Origin of the sequence: Maribellus sediminis (genome assembly GCF_011799805.1) — a bacterium.
Lineage (GTDB): Bacteria > Bacteroidota > Bacteroidia > Bacteroidales > Prolixibacteraceae > Draconibacterium > Draconibacterium sediminis_A.
In genome coordinates, this window is sequence record NZ_WXUB01000001.1 from 475885 (window position 1) to 495694 (window position 19810).

Below are 19810 nucleotides of genomic sequence, written 5' to 3' on the forward strand. Positions count from 1 at the left end.
AGCCTGCGCTTATTCCCATGCCACAAAAGTTGGAATGGAACGGGGAGGTTTTTAAAATGACAGACAGTAGTGCATGTTTTGTGCAGCATATTGTTCCACGCATCGCTGAAGTCCCTTTTCACCAGCAAGAAGCCTACAGACTGCATATTACAGCTGATTCTGTAATTCTTGAAGCAACAACTGCAAAAGGTTTATACTGGGGACAACAAACCATTCGGCAAATCAAGCAAACGATTAACGGTAAGAAAGTTCTTCAGGGATGCGAAATCATTGACTGGCCGGCGTTTTCCGTGCGTGGATTTATGCAGGATGTAGGAAGAAATTATCAGTCGATTCAGATGCTGAAAGAGCAAATCGACGTGCTCTCGGCGTATAAGATGAACACCTTTCACTTACATCTCACCGATAATCCGGGGTGGAGGCTGGAAAGTAAAATATATTCGCAGTTGAAGAATCCCGAGACCATGAGTCGTTGGCCGGGAAAATACTATTCACAAGAACAGTTTGTAGAATTGTCAAATTACTGTGCAGGCAAAAATATTACCTTGATTCCGGAATTTGATGTACCGGGCCATAGTCAGGCTTTCCGCGAAGCATTCGAGTTGGACAGCATGAGCGATCCGAGCGTAAGAGCGATTTTGTTAGGTTTGATAGACGAACTTTGCAGTCTCCTGCCCCCGGAACAAATGCCTTTTATTCATATTGGAACCGATGAAGTTTGGCATGCCTACGAAAAACCTGATCCACAATTGTTATCAGATCTCATCGACCGAATTCAAAGCCACGGCAGGGAGGTCATTGTTTGGCGTCCTGGTATCGAGATACAAAGAGATACGGTTTCCATCACACAACTTTGGTCTTCAAATGGTCATCCAAAACCCGGGCATCGCTTCCTTGATTCGCGTTTGAATTACCTTAATCATCTTGATCCTCTGGCCGGAGTTACACAGTTATTTTTTGAACGTATTGGTGGCGCGGCTCATGGCGATTCCATTCGCCTGGGAGGAATTTTGTGTTGCTGGAACGATAACAACGTAAACGACGAATACGACATTATTAAACAGAATCCGGTTTACCCGGGAATACTCACCTACGCCGAAACTTCGTGGACAGGACAGGAAAACGAATTTGGCGAAACCTATCTTGCTAAACTGCCCGAAAAAGGAAGCGAGCTGTTTAACGAATTCAGTGCTTTTGAGGACAGGATGATTCAGCACCGCGATAAATATTTTACCGAAAAACCTTTCCCTTACATCAAACAAGCAAATATTGAATGGAAAATTTTAGGACCGATAGCAAATGATAGCGATGTTGATGCTAAGTTCCCGGTTGAAAATACTTTACAGGAAAATTACCAGATCGACACGACAAATTATACCTGGCAAGGACCTTTTTATGGAGGGACGATTCATTTGACTCACTTTTTTGGCTACCCGTCTAATTTTCCAAAAGAAGAGGGAACTTACTACGCATACACGAAAATTTGGTCACCCAAAGAACAAACTGCTGGGGCATGGATCGGTTTTCACGACTGGTCGCGTTCGGGTGGCAGAAGAGGAGGACCGTTTCCGAAAGAAGGAGAATGGCACAATACACAACCGAAAGTTTGGTTGAATGGTAAGCTTGTTGATGCTCCTAAATGGAATAATCCCGGGGTGGCAAGTAGTACGGAAGAAATTCCATTCTCTGACGAAAATTATTTTTTCAGAAAGCCGAGTTCCATTCACCTGAATAAAGGTTGGAACGAAGTGCTGCTGAAAATTCCAGTGAAAAAAGATACCTGGAAAAGAATGTTCACGTTCATTCCTGTTCAAATCGAAAACGAGAATGTAAAGGAAGTGCCAGGTTTAAAATATAATTCAGAAATAAATTTTAAAAATTAAGATGAATAAAATAAAAGGCCTTATCACAGCACCGTTCACCCCAATGGATGAAAAAGGAGAAATTGTTTTTGGGAAAATTCCCGATTACGTCAGGCTATTGTTGAAGAATAAGGTGGTTGGTGCATTTATAAATGGTTCAACAGGTGAGGGAGTTTCTCTTTCGCAAAAAGAAAGAATGCAATTGACAGAGCATTGGATAAAAGCTGCTTCTGGTACAAAGGAATTAAAAATCATTAACCTGGTTGGCGGGACATCATATAAGGAATCTATAGAAAATGCACAGCACTCGAGGGAGTGTGGGGTAGATGCAATTGCGTTGCTTGCACCGTATTATTTTAAGCCCGCGAATGCTGGTTTGTTAGCAGAGTTCTGCGCGAAAGTAGCCGAAGCTGTTCCGGATATACCTTTCTACTTCTACCACATACCGGTGCTATCGGGGTGTTATGTTTCCATGTATGATTTTCTTCAGGAAGCGGACTCGATGATTCCGAACCTTGCTGGTATAAAATACACTCATGAAGATTTTATGGATTTCCAAAGCTGTTTGAATTTTATGGACAGAAAATACGACATGCTTTGGGGGCGCGATGAGAACCTGTTATCTGCATTGGTATTAGGAGCCCGCGGAGGAGTTGGAAGTACGTTTAACTATGCTGCTCCTCTCTACTATCAACTTATTGATGCATTTGACAATGGTGATCTCGATAAAGCACGAAAATTACAACATCAGTCAATCGACATGATTCGCCTGCTTGGAAAATACGGTGGAATTGCGACCGGCAAAGCCTATATGCGATACATTGGTTTTGAATGCGGAGAATTCCGTTTACCTGTGAAGAATATGAGCGACGATGCTTACAAAGAGTTTGAAAAAGATGTTCATGATTTACAAATGCAGGAACTTTTCAGTTCGCTTTAAGCAAAAACTAAGATTGGTTTCATTTATCCTTTTAGGGGGAATTGTACTTCAATGCTCTCCCGATGATAAAATAACAGCAATGAAAATCAAATGGGGGAGTCTACCGGATCTACCACCGGTAAGTGACCAACTGGAACAAAAAGGACTTGCAGGTGCTCTGATTGGAGTATCTTCAGAAATGCTTATTGTTGCAGGAGGTTCCAATTTTCCGGATTCTTTGCCCTGGCGGGGAGGAACTAAAACCTATTACGACGATATTTATTTCGTTAACCTGAAGGGAAAAGGTGCTACATGGCACCTTGCTAAAGAAAAACTTCCGGAACCATTGGCCTATTCGAGCTGTGTATCGGTAGGTGACAAAATTATTTGTATTGGTGGCGAAAATCCGAATGGACCGCTACCAGGCGTTTTACAATTGAAGTATATTAACAATGAGGTGCTAATCAACAAGCTGACTGATTTTCCTGTACCCATTTCGAATAGCGGGGCAGCAGCCGTTGGTACCATGGTTTATGGTGTCGGAGGTATAGGTCCGAAAGGCAATCTATCATCGTTTTATTGTGCTGATGTGCAAAAAGCTGATTTCGAATGGGAAAAACTCCCCGACTTGCCACGAGAGGTATCCAATGCAGTAGTTGTAAGTCAGTGGGATGGGGTAGAGGATTGTGTTTATGTTTTAGGAGGTCGCAATAAGGAGGCGGCATTAAGCAATTTTTACAACACGGTTTGGAAATATACGCCGTCGAAGAAAGTGTGGCATCTTGTCGGTGAAATAAACAATGACCAAAATGAACCATTAACACTGGCTGCTGGAACAGGAGTTGCTGTAGGGAAAAACCATATCCTGCTTTTTGGTGGTGACAACGGTCAATTATACAACAAAACTGAAGCGTTTATCAATGCTGCTGCTGAAGCTGAAACACTCGGGCAAAAAACGGAAATAAACAGTAAGAAAATAAAGCATTTGGAAAGCCATCCTGGATTCAGTAAACAGGTGCTTTTATACAACACGCTTACTAACGAATGTGTGGAGATAACAACACTCCCGTTTCCGGCCCAGGTAACTACCAGCTCTGTAAAGTACGGTAATAAAATATTTATACCGAGTGGAGAAATCAGGCCGGGTGTGCGTACCCCAAAAGTAAATATTGCCGAAATATCAGAATAATTGGAAGTAGTAAAACAGGAAGAAATGGATTTCAAAATTTTATCGGAAAAATATAAAAGCGAACTATTTGATAAGGTGATTCCTTTTTGGGAAGAGCATTCGGTCGATCAGGAATATGGAGGATATTTCACGTGCTTAGACCGTGAAGGGAAGATTTTTGATACCGATAAATTTATATGGCTACAAGCCCGCCAGGTGTGGATGTTCTCAAAATTATACAATGAAGTAGAACAGAAGCCGGAATGGTTAGAGATTGCTTTAAACGGTGCAGCTTTTCTGCAACAGTATGGACATGACGGGAACCTGAATTGGTATTTTTCGCTTACCCGCGAGGGCGAGCCGTTGGTTCAGCCGTACAATGTTTTTTCCGATTGTTTTGCAACAATGGCCTTTGGGCAACTAAGCAAAGCTACCGGCAGCGATGAGTTCGCGACCATTGCAAAAGATACTTTTCAGAATATTTTAAAACGAAGCGATAATCCTAAGGGAGCATTCAACAAGTTAATGCCTGGCACACGTCCGTTAAAGGGATTTTCACTGCCCATGATTATGTGTAACCTGGCGCTCGAAATTGAGCATCTGCTGGCGCCTGAGTTGGTCTACAACACAGTCGAAAGAGTATTGCACGAAGTGATGGATGTTTTTTATCAGCCGGATTCCGGATTGATTTTGGAAAATGTTCATCCCGATGGTAGTTTTTCCGACTCTTTTGAAGGTCGCTTATTAAATCCGGGGCACGCCATCGAAGCCATGTGGTTCATATTAGACTTGTCTGAACGACTTCAAAAGCCTGAACTGGCGCAAAAGGCAGTAACCATTGCTCTGCGCACATTAAAATACGGATGGGATGAAGAATACGGTGGTATTTATTATTTCCTCGATATAAAAGGAAATCCGCCTCAGCAATTGGAATGGGACCAGAAACTCTGGTGGGTACATATCGAGACATTAATAACGCTGATAAAAGGATACACACTTACTGGAAACAAGGAATGTTTGAGCTGGTTTGAAAAAGTTCATGATTATACCTGGTCGCATTTTACCGACCCGGAATATGGTGAATGGTTTGGATACCTAAACCGGCAGGGCGATGTGTTGCTGAATCTGAAAGGCGGCAAATGGAAAGGTTGTTTTCATGTACCACGCGGTTTATTTCAGGTATGGAAAACATTGGAGAAAATAAACAACAGATAAACGGTAAAAAAGAATCAAATCAAACATATATGAATCAAAGCAAAGTAAAATCAATATATCCCTGGGTCGTAGTTGGACTTTTATGGGTGGTGGCTTTGTTAAATTACATGGATCGCCAGATGTTATCGACGATGAAAGTCTCGATGATGATCGATATAAAGGAGCTTGAAACAGCCGAAAATTTTGGTCGCTTAATGGCAGTTTTTCTTTGGATTTACGGTTTCATGAGCCCGGTGGCCGGATTGATTGCCGACCGTGTTAACCGTAAGTGGCTTATTGTCGGCAGTCTGGCTGTTTGGTCTGGGGTAACATTGTCAATGGGGTATTCAACAAACTTTCATGTTCTTTACATCCTACGTGCTATTATGGGGATTAGCGAAGCGCTATACATCCCTGCGGCCCTTGCATTAATTGCCGATTACCATAAGGAAGGAACACGCTCTCTGGCCATAGGAATACACATGACCGGATTATATTTTGGACAGGCTATTGGTGGTTTTGGAGCGACCGTGGCACACGAATTTTCGTGGCAAACTACATTTCATTCATTTGGACTTATCGGGATCGCTTACAGTATTGTCCTAATCTTTTTTCTGCGTGAAAAAAAGGATCGTTTTGCATCGAAACAAATCGAAACAAGTGGAGGTATTAAAATTCGAGGGTTTAAATCGATATCTCAAAGTCTTGGAATGTTACTGGGAACTGTAAGTTTCTGGGTGATCCTGTTTTATTTTGCAGCTCCCAGTTTTCCCGGATGGGCTACAAAAAACTGGCTGCCTACACTATTCTCAGAAAGTCTCGGAATGGACATGTCTAAAGCGGGTCCACTGGCAACCATTACCATTGCTGCTTCTTCGTTCATCGGTGTAATATTTGGAGGTATTCTGGCTGACCGTTGGATTATGAAGAACCTGCGTGGAAGGATTTACACGGGAGCCATTGGTTTGAGTTTGCTTATTCCTTCTTTGATACTACTCGGGTTTGGCCATGGATTAATAGGAATTCTTGGTGGTGGTGTATTGTTTGGGATTGGCTTTGGGATGTTTGATGCGAACAACATGCCCATATTGTGTCAGTTTGTTTCGCCGAGGCACCGTGCAGCAGGTTACGGATTAATGAACCTCACCGGTGTTTTTGCCGGTGCTTTTGTAACTGAATTACTCGGGAAATCTACCGATTCAGGTCATTTGGGAAGAGACATGGCATTGCTTGCTATTCCGGTTGCTTTGGCCGTTGTGCTCCAGCTACTGGTTTTGAAGCCAAAAGTGGCCAACAAGGAAGAGGATTAATCTGTAAAATTCTAATTTGTATACATAAATTGAATAAGCCATAATGGAGTTATGAAGAAGATTATTTTGAACCTTGTATTGCTGTTCTCTCTGTTCATCGTTTCGGCTCAGGAAAACGAGTTTGGCACCTATTATAACCAACGGTTGAGCCTTTTTATAAGTCTGCCTGATGAACCAAATGAGATAATAATGCTGGGTAACAGCATCACCGATGGCGGGGAATGGAGTGAGTTACTTCCTGGGTATAATGTAAAAAATCGTGGAATTAGCGGAGATGTTACCGCAGGTGTTTTGTACCGACTTAACGAGGTGACGAGCGCAAAACCCGCAAAAGTATTTCTGTTGATCGGGATCAACGATCTGGCAAGGGGAATTCCTGCAGACACAGTTTTCAAAAATATTTGTTTGATTGCGGAAAAGATCAGGGCGACAACTCCCGAAACTGAAGTTTATATTCAGAGTATCCTGCCGGTAAATCCTTCATTTAAGAAGTTCGCCGGACATGTTGACAAAACAAATGCTGTTAAGCAGATCAACCAAAAATTGAACGACTGGTGCAGCGAAAATGATGTTGAGTTTGTTAATCTGTTTGATGCTTTTATCGAAAGTGATTCTGACTATTTGGATCCTGAATTTACTAACGATGGTTTACATCTTACAGCGAAAGGGTATTTGACCTGGATCAAAATAATCTATCCATTCATCAAAAGTTAATTCAATAATTTAAACGCAAATACTACATTAAACACTTGAAGTGTAATGATATACGTAATAAGAGGCGTATAAATCGGGAGTAGACGATTTTCGACTTTTGTAATATGCTGATAACGAAATTCATAATAAAGAGTTCAAGCCCAGATGGGCCCACTTCTGGAAATTTAAGTTTGTGAAACGCTCGTTATAAATAACGGGCGTTTTTTATTGTGAATAAGATCAACTTGAATATCCAGTTTCTTTTGCAGATGCTTGAATAAAGGCTATTTTTATTCCCTGTCAATTTAAAACCAAATTCAGCTAAATATGAAACACCGGATCATTTTATTTATCCTGATTAGCTTCTCTCTTTACTCATGTAAAAACATAAATACAATTCAGCTTGTCAATCCGCTTTCAGAAGATCGTACCGATGAAGTGGTAGTAATTTCCCGTGCGGAAATAGAGCAACAAATTTCTTTGGAAAAAGGCAATGTTCCGGTTTTTAAAACAGGGGAAAATCTTGTTCCTTACCAGTTAGATGATATGAATGGTGACGGAAATTGGGATGAAGCAGCACTACTTCTCGACTTCGCAGCTAACGAAAGCAAGAACATTACGATTGGTCAGGCTGCCGAAGACGAAGCTCCAAAATTTGAAAAACGTACCAACCTTCGACTTGGCATTCACCAGGAAGAAGGTGGTTATAAAGAGGTGGATTATTATGAAGCTTTGCCATGTACTTCCGATTTCAAAATTATCGCTCAGGGTGAAAGCGTAAGTTGGGAGAATGATAAGATTGCCTTCCGGGTGTATTTCGATTGTAGAAACGTGAAAGATTTATTTGGTAAGCTAAAGCCCGAAATGATCATCGATAAGATTCATACACCTGCCATTCCGAATTACCACGATCTGAATGACTGGGGAATGGATATCCTTCACTGTGGAAGTTCGCTGGGATCGGGAGGAATTGCCTTGTTAAAGAATGACTCGCTTTACCGTCTTGGATCGACCGATGTTTACGAGTATCACAAAATCACGGAAGGACCGGTTCGTTCGGTTTTCGACCTGGTTTACAAAGGCTGGCATGTTGATGGTGATGATCTGGAGGCAACTGAAAGAATTTCAATCTATCCGGGAAAGTATTGGTTTCAGTCGGATGTTACGGTAAAAGGTGCGCCTGAAGGGTCGCAGATTGTTACCGGAATAGTAACCAGCATGTTGAAACGCGAACCATTTTCTTTCGAAGCTCACAGATTTCAATGCATTGGAACACAGGATGTTCAATCGCTGAACAACGATGAACTGGGAATGGCAGTGATGGTGCCACAAGATGAACTCGGAAAGATTGGTCGCAGCAGTGATACCAATTTCTATAAACTGGGTTATAAAACGGTTCCTGCGAAATCATTCAGCAACATTATTTCTGAAACCTATTACATCAGCCAAAACTTTAAGAATGAGGTGCCTGCCCGACATTACTTTTTTTCGGTTTGGGGGCTTGAAAAAAATCAGTGGAAAACAGAAGAAGGATTTAGGGCCTATCTTAGCGATGAAGCATTCCTGCTAAATTCGCCGATTAACACAAAGTAGCTCGATTTACCATTTACAGCACAATTACGCCTTCTATTTTATCTGCCTGTTCGGTGATCTCAACAATCTGATCGGCGGAGTCCATCAGTGCTATACAGGTTACCGAAACATGTTTCAAATTGGAAGTATGCTTGAATGTTGTTTTACCGCTGTTAGGCAGTAAAGCTTTTATTTGATCCACTTTCCCATCGTGGTTCGGGGTTATAAACTTGAACATGTATTTCAATGGCCAGTTATTATTTTCCATTAGGCGGTAACGCAGGTTTTTATATTTATCTATATCCATAAAATTCATCTTCTGTTAGTAATACATCTGATAGCTCTTTTTCGTTCACCATTTCAAGAAGAAAATTCAGTTTTTCTTTTGCAGGGAGACTTTGAACTGCGCATCAAATATTAGATTTTTCGGCTAATTTCACAACTTGACATTTAAATTGTATTTTAGAAACCATTAAATATTCTGTAAGCTGTACCAGATAAAGATTTGAAAAAGATTCTATACATACTGTTCGTTTTAATTCCGTTTTTTGGATTTACCCAGGTGAAAAAAATTGGGGTTCCAAATATATTAAACTACCCCAAAAAAGAATACAAAGCCGGAACACAAAACTGGAATATAGCGCAGGATCCTGATGGCTTCATGTATTTTGCCAATAACGACGGTTTGCTTCGTTTCGATGGACTAAACTGGGATTTGTTCAGAGTTTCGATATCGCCTGTTAGGTCGGTATGCATTGATGATGAGGGAATTATTTATATTGGCCTTGATGACGATTTTGGAATATTTAATCCAAATTCGCAAAATGGTCCCGAATTTATCAGTTTGCTCAATAAATTACCTGAAGATATTGATGAAGTAGATATTATTTGGAAAATATATGACACGCAGTACGGCATAGTTTTTCAGTCGTATCAATACATATTTATTTATCGCGATGAGAAAATCTGGACGATCAAACCGGAGAGAGCCTTTTTCTATTCCTTTTATGTAAACAAGCGCTTATTTTTTCACGAACCGGGAGTTGGTTTATTTGAATTCATAAATGGCTTTGTAAATAAAGTTCCATGGGCAGAACCTTTAAAAGATACCGAGATTCTTTCTATCATTAGTTTTTATGAAAATCAACTGTTGATTGGAACAGGGCAGGATGGTTGGTTTGAATATAAGAACGGAAGATTGGGGAAATGGGATGTGCCTGCCAACAGGCAGGTTGAAAAGGATATTTTGTTTAGCGCCCTCAAACTCGACGGAAATAATGTGGCCATCGGAACCATTCTGAACGGATTGATAATAGCCAATTCTGATGGTGCGATCATTCAGCAATTAAACCGTTCAAAGGGGCTTCAGAACAATACCATATTGAGCCTCTTTAAAGATCACTCGGGAAATTTATGGCTGGGACTCGATAACGGGATTGATTACATTGAGCTGAACTCTCCACTGAGCTACATATCCAGTTCAGAAGGTATTAGCACTGGGTATTGTTGCGTTATTCATAATGATATGCTTTACCTGGGCACAAACCAGGGGCTTTTTACAAGATCCTTTGCTTCACCTTCGCAAGATAACAGCGACAAGTTTGAACTGGTTCCGGGAACTGAGGGGCAGGTTTGGAGTTTAAAGGTAATTAACAACGAATTGTTATGCGGACACCACATGGGTACCTTCGTTGTGAAAGACAAAAAGGCATTTCAAATCAGCGATGAGCCAGGAGGGTGGACTTTTATTCAAAAGGATGAAAATCCAGCAATGGCAATTGGCGGAAATTATACGGGATTGTCGATTTATGATTATAAAGACAACACCTGGAAATTTCGGAATAAGGTGAAAGGATTCAGCGAATCGAGTAGATTTATTACTGAAGATAAAAACGGAAATATATGGGTGAGCCATGGAACAAGGGGAGTTTTTCGTGTTCGCTTGAATAATGAAAGTGATTCTGCAGTTCAGGTAAAACTGTACGGAAAAAATGAAGGGTTGCCTTCCGATAAACTCAATGTATTACTTTCGGTTGATGATTCGTGGTACATTTCTGCAATCGACGGCATTTATACCTACAATGAAAGTGTCGATTTTTTCGTAAAAGATGAACGTATGAATTCCTTGTTCGATTTGAATGAGCGCTTAAAATATGTTCAAAAAGATAATGAGGGTAATTATTGGTATATAACGGAAACAGGAGCCGGAGTTTTTCACCTGAACGACGACGGCACTTATACAAACATTACAACTCCATTTAAGCAATTGAGCAATAAATTGGTACAGGAGTGGGAGTTTTTATATGTTTACGGAACCGACAATGTATTTATTGCTACCGAAGATGGTTTTGCTCATTACTCTTCACGAATAGTAGCTACCTACAACCAGCCTTTCAGAAGTTACATTACCAAGGTTGATGTTCCATATTTAGATACAGCTATTTATCCTGATATTCAGCAGGAAATGCCGGAATTGCCATTTAAAAAGAATGCTTTCCGATTCTATTTTTCTGCTCCTTTTTACCAGAATCCGGAGCAGTTGGAATTTTCTTATTTTATTGAGAATTACTCGGATAAGTGGTCGTCGTGGTCGCACGATAATTATCGCGATTTAACCAATCTACCCGAAAACGAATATGTATTTCGTGTGAAAGCAAAAAACAGCTTCGATATTGAGAGTGAAGAAGCCAGCTTTTCATTTTTGATAGATCCACCCTGGTATCGTTCGAAAATGGCCATGTACATCTATATATTTGTCGTTATTCTGATCGGTTTATTGGTTGTTCGGCTTGTTAACAAACGCTTTGAGAGATCGAAACAAAAAGAACGTAAAAAACACGAAAAAGAGCTCAGAAAAAAGGAGAAAGAGTTCGAACAGCAGTCGGTATTGGCCGAGAAGGAAATTATACGCCTGAAAAATGAAAAACTGGAAGCCGAAAAACTTTCTCTGGATAAAGAGCTGGCCAATCAAACGTTGAGCATTGTAAATAAAAACAAGTTCCTGATGAAAATTAACCAGGAACTAAAACGTGTTTCCGAAGAAACCAGCGACGGCGCAGTGGCATCAAAAATGGCTATTCTTAAAAAGCGGATCGATAAGGAAATCGATAATCAGCATCAAAAGAAAATATTTGAAAGTTATTTTGAAGAAGTGCACGCCGATTTCTTCGTTAGAATGAAAGAACAATTCCCTCAGCTATCTCCAAATGATTTAAGGTTGTGTGCGTATATCCGCATGAACATGTCGACCAAGGAAATTGCAACCCTGCAAAATATTACTGAAAGGGGAGTTGAAATCAGTCGTTACCGCCTTCGTAAAAAGCTCGATATTTCTCGCGAAATCAATCTGTCAACCTACCTGCTTAATTTCTGATAATCGTCTTCTGTTGTACAACATACTTTCAAAAGAGGTAGTAATATTATGTGTTGTTGATTTTTAAATATCAAAAAATCAGCATCATAGAATATTTGTGATGTATTTTTGATGTATTGTCTTATGGGTCGAGATGTGTTTTTGTAGAGCCGGTTTATTCTTTTTTTAGCATTTGAACTCCCAAATTCGTAATGTGAAATTTTGTTAATAACAATAAGTTTAATTAAGATTGTATCGTTATTGTACATATTACAATAAACTGAACTAATCTAATTTAAAACTATGGAATTGAAAACATCATACATTGGACCCCAAAGAGTATTTATCATTTTGAAAAAATCGTTTTACTGGATTCTTGCATGTTGAACGTGATGTTCTAACATGAACTATTTTATACTAATATCAAAATTAGATCTATGAAAGAAAAACTATTGATGAGAAAAATTCTCATGTTGCTTTTAGGTACATTTTTTACCTGGGGCGTATTCGCTCAGGAAATTGTACTAAAAGGTGTGGTAACTTCAGCCGAAGATGGTCAGCCAATTCCCGGAGTCACCCTGGTGGTTAAAGGAACGGCGAATGGTACTATTACCAACATCGACGGAGAATATCAATTAAATGTGTCTTCCGACGATGTTCTTGTTTTTTCATTTGTAGGAATGAAAACCCAGGAAGTAGCTGTTGAAGGACGTTCTGAAATTAATGTTGAGATGTCAGCAGAATTGTTTAATGTTGACGAAGTGGTTGTTGTGGGTTATGGTGTTCAGAAAAAAGCCTTAACAACTGGTGCTAATTTAAATGTTAAAGGTGAAGATATTGCCGAGCTTAACACCGGTTCTGCAATGGAAGCCCTACAAGGGGTGGCAGCCGGTATAAGCATTACCAGGAATAATGGTGCTCCCGGAGCAGGGACCAGAGTAACCATCCGTGGTTTAGGAACCATTGGTAACTCTAACCCATTGTACATTGTTGATGGTGTAGCGGTTGGTAATATCGATTATTTGAACCCTTCGGATATCGAAAGCATTGATGTATTAAAGGATGCGGCATCAGCTGCTATTTACGGTTCGAGGGCTGCTAACGGAGTTGTTCTGGTAACTACTGTAAAGGGTAGCCAGGACCGCCCAGCCAAAATTACTTACGATGCTTATTATGGTGTTCAGAATATCTACAAAAACCTGGATCCGCTAACAGCTCAGGAGTACATGTACATTATGGACGAAGGCAGAGTGAACGATGGCCTTCAGCCATGGGACTGGGAATCGAAGATAAAGGACAACGACTGGCTTAGCAATAATTTCGGTAGCGAAATAGGCGGCCAATTGGGGCAGGAAGTATGGGATGCACTTCAAAATGGTTGGGAAGGAACCAACTGGATTGATGAAATGACCAGTAAAAATGTTCCGATCCAAAGTCATGCTTTAAACATCACAGGTGGAAGCAAAGACATAACTTACTCGCTTGGTGTATCGTATTTCGATCAGAAAAGTATCATTGGCAGCGAAATAACCGATGCCGGCTACAAAAGAATGACGGCAAGGTTGAATACGCAAATGATATTAAAGAAAAACAGCCGACACAATATCCTTACAGTTGGTGAAAATATTACTTATACGAACAGTGAGAACAGGAGTGCCCGTACAGGAAACATTTACTGGAACGACTTGCATAATGCGCTGGTTCAGCATCCGTTAATGCCTGCTTACTGGCAGCCAGCTATCGATAATAATATCAATCAATTCGGTTTTACTCCAACCATGGATGGTATCAATCAGGCTACAAATCCAATTGCATCGATGTACTATGCAACCAACTACAACTATGGCAAAGGAAACAATGTTGTTGGTAATGTATTCGCTGAGTTGGAGCCAATCAAAAACCTGAAACTAAGATCGTCGTACGGTATCGATGCATGGTTTGGCTGGGGCAGATCTATGAATCCTACATATGCCTTAGGAACCTTGTATACCGACAATGTTGATGGAGCTCAGCAAAGCCAGTATTTAGGAAATAACTGGACCTGGACTACCACGCTTTCTTACGATTATGAATTGGGTGATCATGCAATTTCGGCGCTGGTGGGTTACGAGTTGTTGCAAAACCACATTAATACCGAAGTTGGTGGATCGAGAACCAATTTATTATTCCCTGGTGATCCTAAATATGCGTACGTAAATAACACGCAAAGTCCGGAATCGATTAGTGATATCAATACCTGGGGTGCCGACTGGGCCGCTGGTGGTGGTGGCTTGATGTCGTACATGGCCAGGGCACAATACAATTACCTCGAGAAATACCTGCTTTCTGTAACTATGCGTGCTGATGGTTCGTCCAACTTTGCCAAAGGTAATCGTTGGGGATATTTCCCATCGGTTTCAGCAGGTTGGGTATTTACCAGTGAAGATTTTATGGAAAGCGCTTCGAGCATAGTTAACTTTGGTAAATTGAGGGTAAGCTGGGGACAGAACGGTAACCAGTCTATCGACAACTTTATCTACTCTTCTCAAATTACTTATGCTTTCCCCGGATATTTCTTTGGAGATACAAAACCGGTATCCGGAACCACGGCATATCCGGCAAAAGTTCCAAACCCGGATGTTACCTGGGAAACTTCAGAACAGTTAAATATTGGTGTTGATACGCGCATGCTCGATTCGAGACTGGGAGTAACACTCGACTGGTATAAGAAAACTACAAAAGACTGGTTGCTGGTAGCACCGATTTTGGGTACATCAGGCGCCGGTGCCCCATTTATTAATGGTGGCGATATTGAGAACACCGGATTTGAAATGGTTGTTAACTGGAACGACAGGGTAGGCGATTTTAAATATACCGTTTCGTTAAGCGGAGCGCACAACAAAAACGAGGTAACAAGAATTGCTAACACCGATGGTATTATTCATGGACCTTCACATGTGTTATCGCAAGGTACTGCCGAAGTATCAAGGGTGGAAGTTGGATACCCGATCGGTTATTTCTATGGTTACAAAACCGCCGGAATTTTGCAGAACCAGGACGAGGTTGAAGCTTATGTTGGTCCCGATGGATCTCCATATTTCAACGATCAGCGCCCGGGTGATGTTCGCTTTGTTGATCAAAACCTGGATGGAGTAATTGATGAAAATGATAAGGTTTATCTGGGAAATCCAAATCCTGATTTCGAACTGGGTATTCAGATTAACCTCGAATACAAAGGAGTTTATTTGAACACAACTTTGGCCGGGAAATTCGGTATGCAGGTTATGCAATCGTATCGTTCGTTCGCCGACAGTCCAACGCAAAACTATACCTCAACCGTATTTGATCGCTGGCATGGTGAAGGAACCTCAACCAAGATGCCGCGTTTGTCGAATGTTTCAAACAGAAATCAGCAATACGTTTCCGATATTTATATGCACAACGCAGATTATGTGAGAGTTAACAACTTGACCATTGGGTACGATTTCGGAAAAATGCTTTCAAATTTCGAAGCCATTTCATCTTTGAAAGTGTATGCAGCAGTAAATAACCTGCACACGTTTACAAAATATGATGGTATGGATCCTGAAGTTCGTTTTGGTCATGATGCTGGTTGGGCGTCGGGAATCGACCTCGGATTATATCCGTTGCCAAGAACAGTGATGTTTGGACTAAATGTTGCATTTTAATTCTAAAAAATAATGAAGATGAAGAAACTAATATATATAGCATTCATTGCAGGCTTGGTTTTTGCAACGAGCTGTAGTCAGGATTATCTGGATACAGATAATATCTATGGAAAAAGTCTGGAGACCTTTTACAGCACTCCGACTGATATTAATGAGGCAATGGCAGGGGTTTACAATGCCATTTATACGCCCAATGTACACAGTAACGAATCGGTTGCTGCGAGTTTAATGTCAGACCTGATGCTGGGAGGCGGTGGTGCTGATGATAAATCGGCAAAATGGGTTGACAATTTCGAAGACCCTGCTGAAGATACTTACCGCGATACGTGGGTGCAAAGTTACAACGGTATTTCAAGGGCAGCCGCTATTATCGACAATACGGCAGAAGCAGATTTCTCGCCATACTTTAGTAGCCCTGAAGAAGCCGAGGCTTTCAAAAATCAGTCGATTGGAGAAGCACTTTTTATGCGTGCCTTCTATTATTTCCGATTGGGGAAATTCTTCGGCGGTGTTCCTTTAATTATAAAATTCGACGACCCAAGGGATGTAGCAAGATCGACCTATACCGAGACTTTTGCACAAATTGCAAGCGATTTGGTTCAGGCCATCGAAATGTTGCCATCTACTCCTTTCTCCGAAATTCCGGAATCGCGTTACGGTCATGCAAACAAATGGGTGGCCGAAGCTTATTTGGCCAGGGTATATTTACATTATACCGGTTATATGACCAATATTGAAGGTCAGGCTACCACCGAATTACCATTGGTTGAAGGTGGATCGTTGTCAGCTTCCGATGTTAAAACGTATTTGGAAGATTGTATCAATAACAGCGGTTATGGACTTGTAAGCGATTTCAGAAACTTGTGGCCTTACTCGTATGTGAATATTGCTTCAGGCGATACTACTCTCTTACCTTGGGCTCATGCTGAAGGTTTATCGTGGGTAGGCCAGGATGGTCATACTCCTACTTTCGGAACAGGAAATAACGAAACCATGTTTGTTCAACGCTTCTCTTTCGGAGACTGGGGATGGTCAAACGGAAATATTTACACCAACCGGTTGGCTTTGTTCACAGGCCTTCGCGATAATTCTCTGGTACCATTCGGACAAGGATGGGGATGGTGTACCATTAATCCAAAACTGTTTACAGGTTGGAGCGATGACGATCCCCGAAAACTTGGTTCTATTCTTCAGGTTGGTCAGGCCGATCAGGGAACCGGTGATTACAAGGGTGATAAAGGTGACCACGAAACAGGTTTCTTTAACAAAAAATATACTGCGCTTCAATACAACGATGGAACCGGAGCTAATGTAGGGATGTTTGTTCAACTCTATAACTGGGGAAATACCGATATGCAGTTAATGCACGCACAGGATTTTATTTTTATGCGTTTTGCCGATGTACTGTTAATGCATTCTGAAATTACCGGAACTGCTGATGGAATGAATGCTGTAAGAGCACGTGCCGGTTTGGATCCTGTTGCTTATTCCTTGGAAGCACTTAAAGAAGAGCGTATGCACGAATTGGCATTCGAAGGATTGCGTTGGTTCGACCTGGTACGCTGGGGCGATGTAAACAACGCTTTCAACGATGTAATTGACGTAAGAAATTCAGGTTCCAGTGCCAAGTATAAAGTAACTTATCGCCCGGAAATAAAAGGCTTGATGCCAATTCCTGAAACAGAAATGAGACTCTCTAACGGCGTTTACGAGCAAAACCCTGGGTGGTAATGTTTAATTTTTAACACTGAAGAAAAATGAAAAGAAATAAAATTATATACAGTCTTTTTATTGGATTAATGATGCTGATGATTGGCTCATGCGATTCAATTGTAGACGAACAATACCTGGAAAACAGCACGGATGTTGCAGGTGTTGAACTGGTGGCCAAGCAAAATGATGCCAAAGGTAACCTGATTGAACTGAGCATGAATACTCCCGGAGTTACCGGGTACTGGGACTACAACCTGGGTAAAGCACTTACAAATAAAGTAGAAATAGTGTATCCAATTCCCGGAACATCGACTTTTACTTTTACAGGTACCCTGGGAGCCGAGTTTTTTGAAAAAACCATTGATGTTACTATCGATGTGCTTGATACGCCACTGGAGCAGGATTGGTACGATTTGGTAAGCGAAGCTACCTCGGCAGGAAAAACCTGGGTTTTCGACGGAGGTCCTGCATCTGATGGCAGATTGTGGTGGTTCATGTCCGATCCAAATAATGCGTGGGCAGTATGGTGGAATGCAGCAGGCGATTGCTGCCCTCCCGCTGATGCCGCCGGAAAAATGAAATTCGACCTGGATGGAGCTGCCAATTATTCCTATTACAGTGGTCCCGATGCAACACCGGTGAAAGGAAGTTTTGTTTTGGATGTAGAAAACCAAACATTGACACTTACCGGTGCAAGCCTGCTGGGTTCAATGGACGGCGGTGGCAATGCCGGTGTATTTAGGATAATGGAACTTACCGAAGATAAAATGGTGTTGTTTGTTCCCGATGCAGCCTGGGCAACAGGTTGGACCTGGATATTTCGACCCGAATAAGAAAACGCTCGATTGTTTGATAAATAGAGCTTAGTTTAGAAATGGACATAAGGGGAGGAAAGACCTCCCCTTATAGACCCTTTTTTGTGCTGAAATTGTCAGTATTTAGGGAAGTTATGCCTGTAAAAATTGAAGTAAACCTGAAAGTTAAGGCTAATATTCCATCGACAGAATCCCAATACCAATAATAGAGAATGCATCATTTCACGTGAAAACTTACTGGTCCATACTTGTATTTTGCTTGTTTAGCCGTAGTGCACTTGCGCAGGTAGGTGATTTATTGTGGGAAGACAATTTTAATGATGGCCAACTCAATACCGAATATTGGAACATTGAAACCGGCACCGGTGTAAATGGCGATTTTGGAACAGGACAGGTGGATCGTGCCACCGATCGTGCAAAAAATATAAGTTTTCAGAATAACATTGAAGGGGCGGATGATGGCTGTCTGGTAATTACTACTCAAAAGGAATTTTACATCGATAGAAATTATACCAGTGGCCGTATAAACACAGCAGCTAAAAAATCCTGGGGACCTGGTCACCGTATAGTTGCAAAAATCTATCCCAGGAATGTAAAACACCCGGGACAAGGTTTCGCATTCTGGATGATGCCCGATGAATTACCTGCCGGATGGGACTATATCATGTGGCCGCAGGGAGGCGAAATTGACATTATGGAATATGTTGGAGCTATCCCGTATCATAACCTCGGAAGTGTGCACTATGCCTGGTTCTGGCAAAATAATGAATGGGCCGATTGGAATCATGGCCACCAGGGAGCTTATTACAGTTATGAAACCCGGGAGGTACCTAATCCGAAGGAACCCGGATACGGAAATTATCCACCTCCGGCAAACGATCCAAATGCCGGAAGCGCAGGTTTTCATGAATATGGAATTGATTGGTATGCCGATCGGATGGAGTTTTTTATCGACGACCATGTATACCACATTCACTACCTGAACGATGGTGGTGCTTATTCAAAAGATGGCGAAGATCAGTCTGCAGTTCAGTACATCGATGGACGAAGAGTAAACATTTCGGAATATTCCAATCATTTTTCCGAGTGGCATCCTTTCGAACATAAAATGTATGTGATTTTAAGCGCAGGAGTTGGAGGCAGAGATTATTCCTATGGAGGTGCAATTGTTCCTGAAGCTGAATTTCCGTGTTCGGTTTATATCGATTGGGTACGTGTTTATCAACTCGATGTAAATGTTGGAATTAATCAGCCGGAGAAAACCGACAAGTTCGAAATTTATCCCAACCCGGTAGACGACAGACTGGTAGTGAGTTTACCTGGCAATGAAAAAGGATTTAAAAAACTGGGTATTGCAAATATGCAGGGACTTGAAATTCAAGAATTATTAACTGAAGGCAGCGAACAAATTAGTATCGATGTAAGTGCATTTGCCGAAGGCATGTATGTGGTTTACGAGAAAGGAAACAAGGAAGCAACAATTAAAAAATTTATCGTGGCAAAACACGAGTAAAGAGAAAAGAACATTGGTTAAGAATACCTGA

The 19810-nt window shown here is 41.2% G+C and carries 13 protein-coding genes; 12 read left to right on the top strand and 1 reads right to left on the bottom strand.

Annotated elements, in window-relative coordinates; translation table 11 throughout:
* Positions 1-56 precede the first annotated feature (56 nt).
* The 7 genes from HFD85_RS01755 (at position 57) to HFD85_RS01785 (ending at position 8739) form a co-directional block, all read left to right on the top strand.
* On the top strand, positions 57-1883 hold the full coding sequence (locus tag HFD85_RS01755; protein WP_167604886.1) for a family 20 glycosylhydrolase: 1827 nt from the start codon (positions 57-59) through the stop codon (positions 1881-1883).
* 1 nt (position 1884) lies between these two features.
* Positions 1885-2802 carry a dihydrodipicolinate synthase family protein gene (locus HFD85_RS01760; protein ID WP_240924997.1) on the top strand — a complete coding sequence of 306 codons (918 nt, stop codon included), beginning with the start codon at positions 1885-1887 and terminating at the stop codon, positions 2800-2802.
* Positions 2803-2881: 79 nt separating this feature from the next.
* Positions 2882-3970 carry a Kelch repeat-containing protein gene (locus HFD85_RS01765; RefSeq protein WP_167604888.1) on the top strand — a complete coding sequence of 363 codons (1089 nt, stop codon included), beginning with the start codon at positions 2882-2884 and terminating at the stop codon, positions 3968-3970.
* A 24-nt stretch (positions 3971-3994) separates the two neighbouring features.
* On the top strand, positions 3995-5164 hold the full coding sequence (locus HFD85_RS01770) for a n-acyl-d-glucosamine 2-epimerase (protein WP_167604890.1): 1170 nt from the start codon (positions 3995-3997) through the stop codon (positions 5162-5164).
* 29 nt (positions 5165-5193) lie between these two features.
* Positions 5194-6453 (top strand): MFS transporter, encoded by a 1260-nt coding sequence (locus HFD85_RS01775; RefSeq protein ID WP_167604892.1) that lies wholly within the window; start codon positions 5194-5196, stop codon positions 6451-6453.
* 51 nt (positions 6454-6504) lie between these two features.
* The gene (locus tag HFD85_RS01780; RefSeq protein WP_167604894.1) at positions 6505-7167 is read left to right on the top strand and encodes a GDSL-type esterase/lipase family protein; all 663 of its coding nucleotides are present in this window, start codon (positions 6505-6507) and stop codon (positions 7165-7167) included.
* Between the two features lie 306 nt (positions 7168-7473).
* On the top strand, positions 7474-8739 hold the full coding sequence (locus HFD85_RS01785; protein WP_167604896.1) for a DUF4861 domain-containing protein: 1266 nt from the start codon (positions 7474-7476) through the stop codon (positions 8737-8739).
* A gap of 13 nt (positions 8740-8752) precedes the next feature.
* On the opposite strand, the gene HFD85_RS01790 is transcribed toward HFD85_RS01785, so the two are convergent.
* The gene (locus HFD85_RS01790; RefSeq protein WP_167604898.1) at positions 8753-9025 is read right to left on the bottom strand and encodes a DUF493 family protein; all 273 of its coding nucleotides are present in this window, start codon (positions 9023-9025) and stop codon (positions 8753-8755) included.
* Between the two features lie 198 nt (positions 9026-9223).
* Here HFD85_RS01790 and HFD85_RS01795 point away from each other — a divergent pair, with 198 nt between their 5' ends.
* From HFD85_RS01795 to HFD85_RS01815, 5 genes are all read left to right on the top strand, one after another.
* Entirely contained in the window at positions 9224-12091 is a 2868-nt protein-coding gene (locus tag HFD85_RS01795; protein WP_167604900.1) for a ligand-binding sensor domain-containing protein, read from the top strand.
* A gap of 416 nt (positions 12092-12507) precedes the next feature.
* Entirely contained in the window at positions 12508-15738 is a 3231-nt protein-coding gene (locus tag HFD85_RS01800) for a SusC/RagA family TonB-linked outer membrane protein (RefSeq protein WP_240924998.1), read from the top strand.
* Positions 15739-15756: 18 nt separating this feature from the next.
* Positions 15757-17469, top strand: a complete 1713-nt coding sequence (locus HFD85_RS01805; protein ID WP_167604902.1) for a RagB/SusD family nutrient uptake outer membrane protein — start codon at positions 15757-15759, stop codon at positions 17467-17469.
* 26 nt (positions 17470-17495) lie between these two features.
* Positions 17496-18284, top strand: coding sequence for a hypothetical protein (locus HFD85_RS01810; RefSeq protein WP_167604903.1), 789 nt, complete (start codon positions 17496-17498; stop codon positions 18282-18284).
* Between the two features lie 208 nt (positions 18285-18492).
* Entirely contained in the window at positions 18493-19779 is a 1287-nt protein-coding gene (locus HFD85_RS01815) for a T9SS type A sorting domain-containing protein (RefSeq protein ID WP_206081832.1), read from the top strand.
* The last annotated feature ends 31 nt before the right edge of the window (positions 19780-19810 follow it).